Annotated in this window: 12 protein-coding genes; 9 read left to right on the top strand and 3 right to left on the bottom strand. The window is 65.4% G+C overall.

All coding sequences use genetic code 11. The features are described 5' to 3' along the window. Window positions 1-2,128: 2,128 nt before the first annotated feature. Together ABFX45_RS34125 and ABFX45_RS34130 are read right to left on the bottom strand one after the other, a co-directional pair. Window positions 2,129-2,923, bottom strand: a complete 795-nt coding sequence (locus ABFX45_RS34125) for an inositol monophosphatase family protein (protein WP_346134515.1) — start codon at window positions 2,921-2,923, stop codon at window positions 2,129-2,131. After that, on the bottom strand, window positions 2,923-3,807 hold the full coding sequence (locus tag ABFX45_RS34130) for a DUF5919 domain-containing protein (RefSeq protein WP_346134516.1): 885 nt from the start codon (window positions 3,805-3,807) through the stop codon (window positions 2,923-2,925). Before ABFX45_RS34130 ends, ABFX45_RS34125 begins: the two co-directional genes overlap by 1 nt. Before the next feature lie 195 nt (window positions 3,808-4,002). Here ABFX45_RS34130 and ABFX45_RS34135 point away from each other — a divergent pair, with 195 nt between their 5' ends. The 9 genes from ABFX45_RS34135 (at window position 4,003) to ABFX45_RS34175 (ending at window position 12,030) form a co-directional block, all read left to right on the top strand. Next, window positions 4,003-4,425 (top strand): hypothetical protein, encoded by a 423-nt coding sequence (locus ABFX45_RS34135; RefSeq protein ID WP_346134518.1) that lies wholly within the window; start codon window positions 4,003-4,005, stop codon window positions 4,423-4,425. 21 nt (window positions 4,426-4,446) lie between these two features. After that, complete coding sequence (locus ABFX45_RS34140) at window positions 4,447-4,734, top strand: hypothetical protein (RefSeq protein WP_346134520.1); 288 nt, start codon at window positions 4,447-4,449, stop codon at window positions 4,732-4,734. Window positions 4,735-4,781: 47 nt separating this feature from the next. After that, window positions 4,782-4,982, top strand: a complete 201-nt coding sequence (locus ABFX45_RS34145) for an AMED_5909 family protein (protein WP_428834268.1) — start codon at window positions 4,782-4,784, stop codon at window positions 4,980-4,982. A gap of 19 nt (window positions 4,983-5,001) precedes the next feature. Beyond that, complete coding sequence (locus ABFX45_RS34150; RefSeq protein ID WP_346134524.1) at window positions 5,002-5,268, top strand: hypothetical protein; 267 nt, start codon at window positions 5,002-5,004, stop codon at window positions 5,266-5,268. 302 nt (window positions 5,269-5,570) lie between these two features. Further along, on the top strand, window positions 5,571-7,052 hold the full coding sequence (locus tag ABFX45_RS34155; protein ID WP_346134526.1) for a cell division protein FtsK: 1,482 nt from the start codon (window positions 5,571-5,573) through the stop codon (window positions 7,050-7,052). Window positions 7,053-7,150: 98 nt separating this feature from the next. Then, the gene (locus ABFX45_RS34160; protein ID WP_346134528.1) at window positions 7,151-8,779 is read left to right on the top strand and encodes a replication initiator; all 1,629 of its coding nucleotides are present in this window, start codon (window positions 7,151-7,153) and stop codon (window positions 8,777-8,779) included. 23 nt (window positions 8,780-8,802) lie between these two features. Then, on the top strand, window positions 8,803-8,991 hold the full coding sequence (locus ABFX45_RS34165; RefSeq protein WP_346134530.1) for a helix-turn-helix domain-containing protein: 189 nt from the start codon (window positions 8,803-8,805) through the stop codon (window positions 8,989-8,991). A 103-nt stretch (window positions 8,992-9,094) separates the two neighbouring features. Then, window positions 9,095-10,426, top strand: coding sequence for a tyrosine-type recombinase/integrase (locus ABFX45_RS34170; RefSeq protein WP_346134532.1), 1,332 nt, complete (start codon window positions 9,095-9,097; stop codon window positions 10,424-10,426). A gap of 68 nt (window positions 10,427-10,494) precedes the next feature. After that, complete coding sequence (locus ABFX45_RS34175) at window positions 10,495-12,030, top strand: NPCBM/NEW2 domain-containing protein (protein ID WP_346134534.1); 1,536 nt, start codon at window positions 10,495-10,497, stop codon at window positions 12,028-12,030. Here ABFX45_RS34175 and ABFX45_RS34180 read toward each other — a convergent pair. After that, complete coding sequence (locus tag ABFX45_RS34180) at window positions 11,984-13,279, bottom strand: amino acid permease (RefSeq protein WP_233439422.1); 1,296 nt, start codon at window positions 13,277-13,279, stop codon at window positions 11,984-11,986. The two genes, ABFX45_RS34175 and ABFX45_RS34180, sit on opposite strands and share 47 nt — an antisense overlap. Between the last annotated feature and the right edge of the window lie 780 nt (window positions 13,280-14,059).

Here is a 14,059-nt window from a genome sequence, read left to right on the forward strand (position 1 = left end):
CGGACGCTTTTGAACCTCCCACGGCCTGGCGACGGCCTGAGAAATGATCATGGGCAGCCCTTCGACCTCCGCGCTGGGTGGGGATCGAGGGGCTTTTCGGCGTGCTCGGTGCCCGGAACGCGATCATGGTGACGGGCGCTTTGAAGATCGGCAGGACCTCGGCAACGCGGACGTCCGCAAGCGCGGGCTTGGGTGCCGGGCGACTGCACGCGGCTACGGCTTGGGCCTCCAGCTCGTAGACGCCCCACATGGCGAGCTGTCCGGCGGGGGCCTGGTGGCGGCGGTTCCTCATGATCGGCGCTCCTGCGGTCGAGGTTCTCGGCTTGAGTGGGGGCGGTGGCTGCTCGCCCCCGCTTCCACGGCCCTGGCCGCAGTTAGCACCGTGTCGTTGGTGTCAAGGGTGGGCCTTGACCCATCGCGTAGCGACGCCGTAGGCGCCCTTGATACCGGCGGCACGGTGTTAAAGGATCTGGCCTCCGTGGGAGCAGTCAGCGTGTGTGAGCTGCGCTTTCGCTGCCAATTCCGCGCGGTGAGCTTTGTAGTTCGCCTGGGGTGTGGCGGCCGGCCAGGTTGGCCGCTGCTGGTGGCGCGCGGACTCGGCCACCTGCGCGCGCTGCCGCGCGGGGCCGACAGGCGGAGCGGAGCGGGAGCCTGGCGTGTCCCGATGCGGGCAGCGGGCGCAACGGTGGGCGGTGTCAGCGCGACTGACCCGCCCGCGCGCCGCCAGCGGCGGCGCGCCTTGATCCCATAAAGCACAATTCTTCAATGCACGGAATACGCTTGCGGTGGCTGGCGATTCCTGACTGCTCACGTGCGTCAACTTGAGTGAGGACTGCGAACCAACATCCCGCCCTCCGATCGTCCGATGACGCTTGTTGATGGGGTCACCTGTTCGGGGGTATTGCGACCATGTGCGTGTCGATAGTGTCTGCTGCGCGGGGAGGCATAGGGGGGCTCTAAATCTCACGCCATGCTTTGTATGGCGCATTCTGGCGCGCGACCAAATCCTGCGCGTCAGCCTCTCACGCTCCCTCGCATTTACCTATACCAAAGGGGGAAGTTTTGCGTAGATACAAGGCACTGGCCGCATTATGCGGTATCGCTTTTACTGTGAGCGTGACTGCCACGCCAGCCTCAGCCCAGTCCGATGAGGCGCCTAGTGGAGTCGTGTTTACGGCGACGGAGTCAGGAAGGGCGCCGTCCGGACCTGTGCCGACCGAAGGCGTGGTCGTTTACTGGGGTTTCACGGACGAAGGCAAGTTCTTTCAGACGCAGTCACTGGATGCGTCAGTGCCTGCGCACCGTGGAGTGAAGGACCCGGCTAAGGTTCTTCCGCTGGACAACACCGCTACTCCGACATACGTCAACGGCGACGGCACTCAGGCCACCCAAGGGCCAACGATCCAATCGCTGTACTGCGAACGTTACATCTCCGCCATCAGACTGTCGGCGGGGCGCCTTTCAGCTGATGCTGACCAGCGCTGCACAGGATCGTTCCTCCAGCATTGGGTCAACTACAGGTTTGAGCGCGATTCGTGGCGCGGCTGGCTCGGGTACACGGACTGGGCGAACTCCTCCGCTACCCGTAATTATCGCTGGGTCTGGACCTTTGACGTTGACTGCGGAGAGCCTGAAGATACCGGGATCTACAACTACAGGCTGAACACGAGGGGCTACGCACAACACACTAACGGCACGGTCGTCGCCGGTAGTCCAGTTTGGGGCGAATCCGGCCGATACGGCTGTGGTGGTGGTAACGGCTCCGCCTAATTAAGCAAACTCGCTTGGGGGTGGCCAAATAGCAGAAGGTCGCTCCCAAGCGAGCATCCTACTTTTCGCCAGAACTTACCTCCCGTGCAATGTATCGAGGGTTACAGTAAGCCCCATTGTGTCCTGGGCAATCATCCTTGTGATGGAAATACCCCAGTCGAAGCGCGCGACGGTATGCCCAAGGTGTGGTGAACCGCCAGTCGCGAGCCACCGACAGATACTTCGGGGTAGTGACACACCAGACGAAATACTCGTGCGGCTCGATCGCTCCTGGTCGAAATATAGGCATTCGAACCCTCCCTTCTACCCGTGCGCATCATTATGGCACGCTTCCCCGTTCGGCAAGCGTGATGGCATGTCAGACGACGGACTGAACCAGCGACAGAAGTTGATCGGCGACACCGGGTGCGGCAGCAACAGTGTGCGCGGATGCGCGTGTGTGCTGAGCGCCTGAGGTGTCCATCACGACTGCCCCGGCTTCGCGGGCGATCAGAATGCCTGCGGCTAGGTCCAGTTCTTTGTTCGACAGGACGATGGCGCCATCGATGCGACCTTCGGCCAACCAGACGAAGTCATGGGCCGCGGACCCGAACATGCGGACTCGCTCGACCTGTGCCGCGAGTGCGGCCGTGAGCGCGATTCGCTGGCGGTTCTTCTCGGCTGAGCCCTCGCCTAGTGCGTAGTCGCCGATAGCCACAATGGACTTTGATAGCTCGACCGTCTTGCTCGTTTCGAGCCTCTTCCCGTTGACGAACGCGCCACCACCCAAGGTGGCGGAGTAGTGAAGTTCCATGTAGGGCAACGAGATCGCGGCGACAACCGTGCGGTCGTCCTGCATCAGCGCGAGGGATACGGCACTCAACGGCACCCCATGCACGAAATTGGAGGTGCCGTCGATCGGGTCGAGACCCCACACGTACTTGCTGTCAGCGGCGCCGTCGCTACGTCCTTCCTCCTCGCCTATGAAGCCGATTTCAGGAGTGGTCTCGGCAAGGTAGGCGCGGATCTCGCGCTCGATCCTGACGTCCACCTCGGTGTAGGTGTCGCGGTCGGTCTTCTCGGTGACGGTGTGCGGGCGGGTGGTCTTGATCAGCTCGTGGCCGATGCGGACAGCATTTCGAGCCACGTCCGCCAGGTGGTCGAGCTGGTGCATCAAGCAACCTCCCGTGCGCGATCCCACATGGACTCGAAGACCTGAGTGAACGTCGTGTAGAGACCGGGCATGGTCTCATCCTTCTCGATGACGAGAGTGGGCGATTCGACACCTCGTGCATCCGGCAGGTAGGGCTGCACCACGCACTTGAACTCGTCGACGATCGTGATGTTGTAGCGGATCGGCTCGTCATAGACGCGGATGGCAAGCGACCCCTTGGCGCTCGGCGACACCTTCGACCCGAGACGGCCTAGAGCCTCAATGTTCAACCGAGTGAGCGTGCTGAGGTGCCCTTCGGGTAACCCCTCTTCTCGTTCGCGCGCGGCGCTGTAGGTCCCGTTCGGGTCCAGGAACAACGCCCGGATGACCGTCCCTTCCTCGATCGCGTCGAGCAGGCTCTTGTCTGAGTACTGCTGACACAACATGTTGAGCGACAGACCAACCATGCTGATCTGCTTCGCGCCGTCGAACAGCGTTCGCGGGGTGACGTTGTGCAGGAACTCGGTTCGCGTCGCGTAGGCGGCGGTGATGTCGGCAAGCCTGGCTTGCTGGGGTAGCTGCACCGGACGCGGAGCGGGGGCGGTGTTGGTGTTGCGGTGCGGCGGGGTCACGAGGCTTTCACCGTCGCCCTCGTGAGGCGCGAAAAGCTGCTGTGCGGTCCAGCCCGGAAACATTTTCTCCAGGACGCGGCAATGGTCCGCATACGGCAGGCCCAGCAGGTCTCCGGACGTCCACCGGTAGAACTGGGCTTTGCTCGGCCACTTGCCGACAAGATCGCCGTCAAGCTGCCTCGCGACGCGGTCGTACTCCTTGCGGAACGTCAGGTAGCCCTGCATGTGCCGCTGCCTCAACAGCACTCTCAACAGCGTCGATTCGGTCGGCATGAACCTCTCCCCGTGGCGCGAGACGAGACGACGGTACCACGAAGACGAGACCAAGACGAGACTGTCCGAGTATGCCGCGCGTCAGAAGAGACAGGGACGGAACGCGGACGGGACAAATCGGCGCCGAATCTGGTTAGGCAAGTTCCAGAAACAGCAGTGCGCCGCGAACGAGCGGCCCTACAGAAGGAGAACCAAGTGGGTATCCCCGCTGGCCATCGGTTCCCGATCACGTTCGATGAGTTGTTCCCGCAGGGGTTCTTCGTGTTGAGCGTTGAGCGGGCGACGGAGTACTCGGAGGGCAAGCAGCCTCGTCCGGCCGTGGACAAGCTGACGGGCCTTCCGGTGTGGACGGTGCAGGGCACGGACCCGTCCGCGAAGGGCAAGAACACTGGTCAGGTCGTCAAGATCGCTTCGGAGTACCAGCCGGTGCCGCCGGAGGTGCTGCCCGGCACGCCCTTCCGCCCGGTGGTCTTCCGTGGTCTGAAGGTCACGCCGTACGTGCGGGACGGCTGGGTGAGCTACACGGTGTGGGCGGAGGAGATGTTGGCTCCGCAGTCGTCGAACCGTGGTGGGAAGCAACAGGGCAACGCCACGCCTGACGCGTCCAAGGCAGCGTAAGCCGTGGCCGACCTGAGGGCGTTGGGTGAGCAGTGGAAGAAGGCCTATCAGCAGTTCACGGCCGCCGATGAGGCGAACCGCTATGCGGCTGCTGATGATCCGGACGCCGCCGCTCGGATCGCGCCCGCTTATCGACAGGTGGCGTGGTGCTGGCGTCAGCTGGCCGGCCACGACGAAACGCCGTGGTGGGCCAAGGCGGCTGCACTGCACGCCGCTGAGATGTTCGATCACCAGGCGGAATCGCGCGAACGGCTGTTGCGCCAGGACACCGACGCCTACGGCGAATCAGGTGCGGGGAGGTTGACGTGACCGTGGTCGAGCGTCGCGAGGCTACGTGGGCTCAGGCCCAGAGGATCGTGTCGTTGGCTGAGGCGCATGAGGTGCTGCCCCGGCTGATGCCGCGCAAGGGTGCTGCGGTGGCGGATGTGAAGCGGTTCCACGAGAAGAGCGCGGAGGTGTATCGGCGCGTGGCGGAGATGGACCGTGGTCACCACCACGAGGCCCTGTACTGGGCTGAGCGAGAAGCGCAGAAGGCACGAGAGCTGGGCGGGCAGTGAGCCAGAAGGGAGCTATGTCGTGGCCGCAGAGATCCTGACTGAAGAGCTGCTGCGCACTTCGCTGGTGCGATTGTCGCGTGAGGTCGCGAAGACTCATCCTGAGTTCGGCGAGATGCTGACGCAGAACATGATGCGCACGTGCAGCCTCGTTCCGGATCCAGAGCGGGCGAAGCACTATCAGGAACTCGGCGTCCTGCTCATCGATCTTGGGTGTCTGTACATGGCCGAGTCGGACGCGCTCATGGGGCAGTCCGAGGAACCGGGGTCGCAAGACCTTGTGAGGTAAGGGGTTGCGTCGTCGGCGCGTGGCTGCGGGCCGCGTGCTGGTGACGCATGCCCTTGGTGCACAACTGAAAAGTGGGTGTGCGGCCGGTTGGTGGTCGCCAGGGGAACAGCCGAAGTCTTGGCGGGCTGTGGTCTGTTCCCGTGGCGACTCACTGACTGGTCTTTCTTGTCGTCTTCGTTGCTACGCAAAGGAATTCCAGTCGTGACAATGGTATCTGTCTACACGGGTGCGGCGTCAAGCCGGACCGTTAGCCCGGTGGTGTGGATGTCCTCACTGTCCCTCGTGTGTGGGGGTGAGGCCTGATGGGTAGGTGGGTTGATCCGGCCCCGTTCGAGGGGGTGCGTCCGCGTGTGCCGTGGTGGGCGCTGGTTCCCGGAAAACTGAAGTGGATCGCGGCGTTCCTGGCGCTGGTGTGGCTGCTGCTGGTCGGCGGCGTCCGCCTGGCGCTCATGGTGGTGCGGTACCCGGTGGTGACGCTGACTCCGGCGTTGCTGCTGGTGTGCTGGTGGCGGCTCGGGGTCGTGCCGCTGGTCCTTGTGCTGCTCGCGGTCGCGGCCGGCCTGGTGATCTGGTGGGGTCTGTCGCGAGGTTCGTTCCGTGGTCAGGTGTGGTTGCGGCTGGTGACAGAGTGGCGGCGCGCCTCGGTATATGTGCCGCGCTGGAAGACCACCGTGCGGCTTGCCGAGCTGGCCAAGGAGTGGCGGGGTCGCGAGTACCTGCCGAAGCTGCGGCGGGTTCGCTCGGATGGCTGGCGGGACCGTGTCCGGGTGCGGATGATCCCGGCTCAGTCGCACGAGGAATGGGAGCTGCGGCGGGCTGGCCTGGCGCACTCGTTCGGGGCGCGGTCGTGCCGGGTTCGGGTGCTCAAGCCCCGGATGCTGGAACTCGACTTCGTACACGCCGATCCGCTGGCTCGTCCGGTGCCGGTGCCGCCGTTGTGCAACGACGCGGATGCGGTGGACCTCAAGCGCGTGGTCATCGGTGTCCTGGAGACCGGAAAGGCCTGGCGGCTCAAGCTGCTCGGTAACCAGGTCCTCGGCGTGGGTGTGCAGGGCGCGGGTAAGGCGTCGGTGCTGTGGTCGATCGTGTGGCACCTCGCCCCGGCCATCCGGACGGGTGCCGTTCGCCTGGTGGGGATCGATCCCAAGGGCGGTATGGAACTCGGGCAGTGTGAGGAAGCGTTCTCGCGGCTCGTGTTCGACAACGGCGCGGCTGCGGTCGAGCTGCTGGAAGAGATCGCGGCAGAGGTCAAGGAACGGGCCGCGAAGTACCGGGGTGTGCGCCGGTTGTGGGCTCGTCGCAGCGGTGAGCCGTTCACGCTGCTGATCATCGATGAGTTGGCGGATCTCGTTGCCTACCAACCGGATCGCAACCTGAGGGAACGAGCGGTGCGGGCCATCTCCACCATCACGTCACAGGGTCGAGCGCCCGGTTACGCGGTGCTGGGGTTGGTGCAGGACCCGCGTAAGGAGGTGGTGGCGTTCCGGCACCTGTTCGGAACGAAGATCGCGCTACGGCTCGATGAGGCCCCGCAGGTGGACATGGTGCTGGGTGAGGGTGCGCGGGCTCGGGGCGCTGCGGCTCACGAGATCAGCGAGAACACGCCCGGTGTGGCGTGGGTGAAGACCGACGGGCGCGGCATGCCGGAACGTGCGCGGGCCTTCTACGTCACCGACGCGGACTTGGTCGAGCTGGCCATGTTCTTCGGGATCACCGAAGCGACGGTGCACGCGTTCCCGAACCGCCCGGATGGCAGCGATGTGAGTGGGGGTGAGGCGGCATGACCAACAACCGAGAGGAGACCATGAAGGCCACTGTGGACAGTACGGAAACTGTTGCTGCGCCTGGAGTTGTTCCGGCTGTCACGGCTGACGTTGCCGGGATGACCTCGGCGGAGCGTGCCCGGATGCCGCTGACCCTCGACGTGGTCAAGGCGGCGGCAGAGCAGCACGGGGTGTGCGTGCGTCCCGTGCTGCGGGAGGTCGTGGACCTCGACACCGGTGAGGTGCGCATGGTCGGGGTGCGGTGCAACTCGACCGTGGCGAGCAAGTGCCCGGCGTGTGCGGATCGCAACCGGCGTTCGCGGATGGCGCAGTGTCGTGAGGGCTGGCACCTCGATCACGAGCCCGTGGCGGAGCGGGAGACCGCCACGCGTGATCAGATCGAGCTGGTGACCTACCGGGCCGATCTGACGGCCGAGTACCGCCAGACGCAGCGTGAGCAGGACGCGGTACAGGTCGAGGACCTGCGGGAAGCGATCCGGGAGGCGGACTCTGACCTGCGGCGCGAGGGAGTCCGCGGGAACCTCCCCTCCGTGGATCGGCCGGCCGCGCCTGCCCCGGTCCGCTCGACTCGTCGGCGTCAGGATGCGCCGAACCTGCCTCGTCGCAAGGTCACCAAGACGACGGTGGGGCGGGAGTTTGCGGGCAAGTACCGGCCCTCGACGTTCGTCACGGTCACGCTGGACTCCTACGGCAAGGTGCGCTCGGACGGCACGCCCGTGGACCCGAGCACGTACGACTACCGCCGTGCTGCTCGGGACGCGGTGCACTTCGCGTCGCTGATCGACCGGTGGTGGCAGAACCTTCGCCGTGTCGTGGGCTGGGACGTGCAGTACTTCGGCACCGTCGAGCCACAGAAGCGCATCACCCCGCACGCCCACTTCGCTGTCAGGGGCTCGATCCCGCACGCGGTGGTGCGTCAGGTGACGGCGGCAACCTACCTCCAGGTGTGGTGGCCTGACCACGACGAGATCCGCTACAGCGGTGACCGGTTGCCGGTGTGGGACATGCGCGCCAAGGGTTTCGTGGACCCTGACACCAATGTCCCGCTGACCTCGTGGGCGGATGCGGTCGCTGATCTGGACACTCCTGCGCACGTGGTCGAGTTCGGTTCTCAGGTGCACTCCAAGGGCATCCTTGGCGGCACTGAGGAAGCTGGGCGGCACATCGGTTACCTGACCAAGTACCTGGTCAAGTCGATCTCCGAAGTCGTCGCGGTCGACGAGTCGCAGCGGGTGTCCGAGCACGCGGACCGCCTGGCGGCCGAGCTCGCGATCACGCCGTGCTCGGAGCGGTGCGCGGTCTGGCTGCTCTACGGCGTCGCGCCGAAGGGTGCGCACTCCCGGATGACTCCGGGCCGGTGCCGTTCCAAGGCTCACCGCCGCGAAACCCTCGGCCTGCCGGGTCGTCGGGTGCTGGTGTCGCGGCGCTGGTCGGGGAAGACCCTCGCCGAACACAAGTCCGACCGTGCCGCGTTCGTCCGCGAGGCGTTGGCGGCGGCTGGGATCGCCAAGCCGGAAGGAACGGACCGCACGCGGCTGATGTGGGCTCCGGTCCGCGCAGGTGATCCACACGCACCGAGTCGAGCGGAGCTGCTGATGCAGATGATCGCTCAGCGGCTCAAGTGGCGGGCCGAGTACGAACAAGCTCAGGCGGTGCTGGTCGCGCTGCCCCGACCTGCCCCCGATGAGGGGCTGAATCTTTCAGCAACTCATCGGGAGGCGGCCTGACCAGCGACGGAAGGGGGGATCTCATGAGTGATCGACCGCGCTTCATCACCGTGGAATGCCTGTGGACCCCGGCCGTTCTGGCCGAGTTCCTCGGCATCCCCGAGAAGACGCTGACCGACTGGCGCTATCGCAGCGTGGGACCTGCGTTCGTCCGGCTCGGCAAGCACGTCCGCTACCGCCCGGACGACGTCCGGGACTGGCTCGACGGCTAGACCGCCGCGTAGCTCTCCGCAGTGAAGACCAGCCGGGCAGGTTCCTCCCGGTCTGCCCGGCTGGTTCTTTCAGCAACTCATCTACCAGGAAGGACACCACCCGATGGCGGGTCACGTACAAGACCGCTGGTACCGCAACAAGATCGACCCGGCTACCGGAAACATCATGGTCGGCCGCAACGGCAAGCCACTGAAGGAGCCGACGCCCGAGCACGGGAAAGGGATGCGCTACAAGGTCCACTACTACGACGACGCGGGCAAGGAACGCAACAAGAGCTTCCCGGACAAGCAGAAGGGCAAGGCGGACGCGTTCCTGCTCTCGATGCAACACGACGTGCTGGCCGGCGTGTTCACCGACCCGGGCGCGGGAAAGGTCCTGTTCCGCGACTTCGCCGCGAAAGTCCTCAAGGGACGGTCACAGGATGAGTCCACTGTGGAGAACATCCGGCAACGGCTCGATCAGCACGTCTACCCGTTCATGGGAGACAAGGCCCTCGCCTCGTTCAACAACGATCTGATCCGGGACTGGCTGGCGTGGATGACCGAGCGCACGGACGCGAAGGGCAACCCCAAGGTTCCGGCCGCGTCCTACCGCGCTCAGATCTTCGACACCGTGTCCTCCATCCTCGACGTGGCCGCGTCACCGTCCGAAGGACGAATCAAGTTCAACCCGTGCAAAGACAAGTCGATCAAACGCCCTGCTCCGGTCCCGAAGAAGATCACGGTGTGGGCGGACAAGAGGCTGCGCTCGGTCGGCCTGGCGCTGCCCGCACGTTTCAAGCCTGTCACCGAGCTGGGCGCGGGAGTCGGACTGCGGCAGGGTGAGATCTTCGCGTTCACCCTCGACGACGTCGACCGCGAACGCATGGTGTACCACGTCAACCGCCAGGTGGTCACCGTGCGAGGGAGGCTGAAGTTCAAGCTTCCCAAGGGACACAAGACCCGCGTGGTGCCGATGGGCCGTGGCGTGCTCGCGGATCTGGACGACTACGCGGAGAACTTCCCGCCCGTGGAGGTGACGTTGCCGTGGGCGGAGGACGACTCCCGCAAGACCGAAACCGTGCGCCTGCTCATGGTCAACGCGAAAGGCGGCGTGTACACGCGCCAGGCGTTCAACAACACCATCTGGCGGCCCACGTTCGCCAAGGCCGGACTGACCTACACCGAGGGCCAGGACGGCATGCACGCGTTGCGGCACCTGTTCGCCTCCCACATGCTCGCCCGAGGCGTCAGCATCAAGGAACTCGCCGCGTTCCTCGGCCACTCCTCCGAAGCCTTCACGCTGCGCGTGTACGCCCACCTGATGCCCGACTCCTATGACCGCGCACGCTTGGCGATCGACGACCTGTTCAAGCCAAGGCCCGAACCAGCCAAGACCGACGACACGGCCACGGACGGCCCGAGTAGCGGCCTGGCCACGGTTCACGGCCTGTAGACGGCCTGAGCCCGGAAAACAAGATCAACAGAGCCTGTTTTGCCTGGTAGCGGCCTATCCGCCGTCTCATGTACGACAACTGCAACAACGAGGGCCGTCCGGCACTCGAGCGCTACACGAAGATGCGTGACGCACTGAAGAAGACCGGCCGCCCGATCGTCTACTCGATCTGCGAGTGGGGCCAGAACAAGCCGTGGGAGTGGGGCAAGGGCGTCGGTCACCTGTGGCGCACCACCGGCGACATCAACGACACCTGGTCCAAGACCGTCGAGATCATCAAGCTCAACGCGCCGCTGGACGCCTATGCCGGCCCTGGCCACTGGAACGACCCCGACATGCTGGAAGTCGGCAACGGCAAGCAGACGACGACCGAGTACCAGAGCCACTTCGCGCTGTGGTCGATCATGGCGGCACCGCTGCTGATCGGCGCGGACCTGCGCAAGATCTCGCCGGAGCACCTCGACATCCTGCGCAACAAGGAGATCATCGCGATCAACCAGGACAGGCTGGGCGTCCAGGGGAAGGTGATCTACCAGAAGGACGGGCACTGGGTGTTCGTGAAGCCCCTGGCCAACGGCGACAAGGCGGTGACGCTGTTCAACGAGTCCGAGGTGAACGCGACGATCTCCACCACAGCCCGCGAAATCGGGCTGCCGCGCAGTGTCGGTTACACCGTGCGGGATCTGTGGCAGCACAAGAACTTCCAGTCCGCCGGCAAGATCTCCGCGTCGCTGCCGCCGCACGGCACCGCGATCTTCCGGGTGAAGGCGTCGCAGGACTGGTACCAGCACGAGCCCGCGATCGACACCTCGCTCGACATCGCGCAGCAGTACGCGGGCATCCCGAGCACGATCACCCCGGCCGGCGTGCCGTTCGTGGCCACGGTGACCGCGACCAACCAGGCGCCGATCCCGGTGCTGGACGCGTCCACGACGTTCAGGGCGCCCGCCGGGTGGAAGGTGGAGAAGCTCTCCTCCGAGCGCGCTCCCGTGTTGCTGACATCGCAGTCGGTGCAGAGCAAGTGGAAGGTGACACCACCGGCCGGGGCCGTGCCGGGTACGCACGTCCTGAACGGCTCGTTGGGCGCCACATGGGTCGGCCGCGGAAAGCTGACCCGCCCGGTGACCTCGCCGGCGCTGGTGCCGGTCGCGCCGCCGTCCGGTGGTTCGCTGTGGGCCAGCGACGTCACGTTCACCACCGAACGCAGCGGCTACGGGCCTGTCGAGCGGGACAGGTCCAACGGCGGCTACGTCGGTGGTGACGGCAAGACGCTGACCATCAACGGCAAGACCTACGAAAAGGGCCTCGGCACGCACGCCAACGCCGAACTGATCCTGTACGTGGGCGGGCGTTGCACATCGTTCTCGTCCGACGTCGGCATCGACGACGAGCGCGACGTGAACCAGCAGGGCTCGGCGATCTTCGAGATCTGGGCGGACGGCACGCGCGTGGCCTCCAGCGGCCTGCGCACGTGGAAGGACGACGCGGTGTCGATCTCCGGATCGCTGCAGGGCGCCAAGTTCCTGCGGCTCGTCGTCAACGACAGCGGTGACGGTGTCAGGTTCGACCGCGGAGACTTCGCCGGCGCGAAGCTGACCTGCTGAGCCCGACCGCCGCGATGACGGCGACGAGCACGCCCGTGGACAGGATCTGTCCACGGGCCTGCTCGTCGCTCAGCATCAGCAGGATGATCGCGACGATGCCGGCCAGCGTGAGCCAGGAGAGGTACGGATAGCCCCACATCGGCACCGTCGGGTTCGCGATGGTGCGGCGCAGGCGGAGCTGCGAGATCGCGATGAACCCCCAGAGGACGAGGAGCGCGGATCCCACGGCGTTCAGGAGCAGCAGGAAGACCGTGTCCGGCCAGAGGTAGTTCAGCAGCACCGAGAAGAAACCGAACGTGACGGACGCCAGCACCGCGTTGCGGGGGACGCCGTTCTTCTTGTTCAGCAACGCTTTCGGGGCCTCACCGCGTTCGGCCAGCGAGTACAGCATGCGGGAGGCGCCGTACAGGGTCGCGTTGATGGCGCTCAGCAGGGCGATCAGGATGACGACGCTCATGACCTGGCCGGCTGCCGGGATGCCGATGTGGTCGAGGACTGCTACGTAGGGGCTGGCGCCCACCTCTGAGCTGTTCCACGGGAGGAGCGTCACCACCACGGCCATCGAACCCAGGTAGAAGACGAGCAACCTGGTGATGGAGGAGCGGACGGCCTTGCCGACGGCGTGCTTCGGGTCCTCGGCCTCCGCGGCGGCGATGGTCACCACTTCAAGGCCGCCGAACGCGAACACCACCGCCATCAGGCCTGCCAGTACGCCGCTCCAGCCGTTGGGGAGGAAGTCGTGGAGGTTGCTGAGGCCTGGGGAGTCGACCGTGGGGATCAGGCCTGCGATGGCGGCTGTGCCCAGGGCCAGGAAGAGGATGATCGCGGCGATTTTCAGGCCGGCGAACCAGAACTCGAACTCGCCGAAGTTGCGGACGTTGGTGAGGTTGATGGCGGTCAGGGCTGACATGAAGATCAGGACCCAGGCCCATTGGGGGACTGCTGGGATCCAGCTCGAGGCGATCTTTGCTGCGCCGGTGGCTTCTACGGCCAGCACTACTCCTACCGCACACCAGTAGAGCCAGCCGATGGTGAAGCCTGCCCAGGGGCCGATCGCCTTTTCGGCGTGGACGGAGAAGGCGCCGCTGCTCGGGTGTTCTGCTGCCATTTCGCCCAGCATGCGCATTGTGAGGAGGGCCAGCAGGCCGGCCAGGGCGAAGGAGATCAGGACTGCTGGGCCCGCCAGTGCGATGCCCGCTCCTGTGCCTACGAAGAGGCCGGCGCCGATCACACCCCCCAGGGCGATCATGGTCACATGGCGTTGTCGCAGGTTGGTCACGCTCTCCAGCCTCGTTCTAGTGTGCCGATGGCGGGCCGATAGTGAGTTCATGGCGGCGGGGAGTCAAATCGTGTGATCGCAGTTACACGAACCGATTGTTCTTAGCTAAGTGAGGGTGAGATCGATGAACTCGCCTGAGGGAGTTGGGCCGCAGGGGACTACGCCGCCGGGAGTTGCGTCGCAGGTTGTCGCGTCGCCGGGAGTTGTGCCGCCGGGAGTTGCGTCGCAGGGAGTTGCGTCGCGGGGAACCACGTCGCCGGGACTTGCGCTGCAGGGAACTGCGCCGTCGGGAGATCTGCCTCGGCTCGACACGTTCTCCAGTGCGCTTGAGCGGTACTCGGAGTGGGGGTGGTTGGTCCTGCGGTCGGAGAATCGGTTGCTGTTGACCACTGATCATCAGGTGTCCGCGGTGGAGCTTGCTGCCGGGGTCGGTGGGGAGGTGCAGCACTTCCTGTCTGTGCGGATGCTGGGTGGGCCTGTGGTGGTTTTGCCCAGGGCTCCTGGGAGGTGGCTCATCCTCACGTCGTCTGCTGATGAGGCTTCGCAGGTGAACCTGATTCGGTTGCGGGCTCGGGGAGCGCTCACCCATCGGCTGGGGACGTTGGTGCCGGTGCCGCCTTCTCGGATTGATCGTGGAGTTGTGGGGTGGCTGGGGGAGGCTCCGGGGGAGAAGCCGTCTTTGCCGCCGTTTTCGGCTGTTGTGGCGGCTTTGAGGGCGGTTACTGAGACTGCTGGGTTGCGGTGAGTGTG

Source organism: Lentzea roselyniae, assembly GCF_039537795.1.
Lineage (GTDB): Bacteria > Actinomycetota > Actinomycetes > Mycobacteriales > Pseudonocardiaceae > Lentzea > Lentzea atacamensis.

Excerpts from the sequence above, each read along its gene's own strand:
- ABFX45_RS34125 (WP_346134515.1), bottom strand. The coding sequence starts at position 2,923 with ATGCACCAGCTCGACCACCTGGCGGACGTGGCTCGAAATGCTGTCCGC.
- ABFX45_RS34170 (WP_346134532.1), top strand. The coding sequence starts at position 9,095 with ATGGCGGGTCACGTACAAGACCGCTGGTACCGCAACAAGATCGACCCG.
- ABFX45_RS34175 (WP_346134534.1), top strand. The coding sequence starts at position 10,495 with ATGTACGACAACTGCAACAACGAGGGCCGTCCGGCACTCGAGCGCTAC.
- ABFX45_RS34165 (WP_346134530.1), top strand. The coding sequence starts at position 8,803 with ATGAGTGATCGACCGCGCTTCATCACCGTGGAATGCCTGTGGACCCCG.
- ABFX45_RS34130 (WP_346134516.1), bottom strand. The coding sequence starts at position 3,807 with ATGCCGACCGAATCGACGCTGTTGAGAGTGCTGTTGAGGCAGCGGCAC.
- ABFX45_RS34155 (WP_346134526.1), top strand. The coding sequence starts at position 5,571 with ATGGGTAGGTGGGTTGATCCGGCCCCGTTCGAGGGGGTGCGTCCGCGT.
- ABFX45_RS34180 (WP_233439422.1), bottom strand. The coding sequence starts at position 13,279 with ATGATCGCCCTGGGGGGTGTGATCGGCGCCGGCCTCTTCGTAGGCACA.
- ABFX45_RS34160 (WP_346134528.1), top strand. The coding sequence starts at position 7,151 with ATGACCTCGGCGGAGCGTGCCCGGATGCCGCTGACCCTCGACGTGGTC.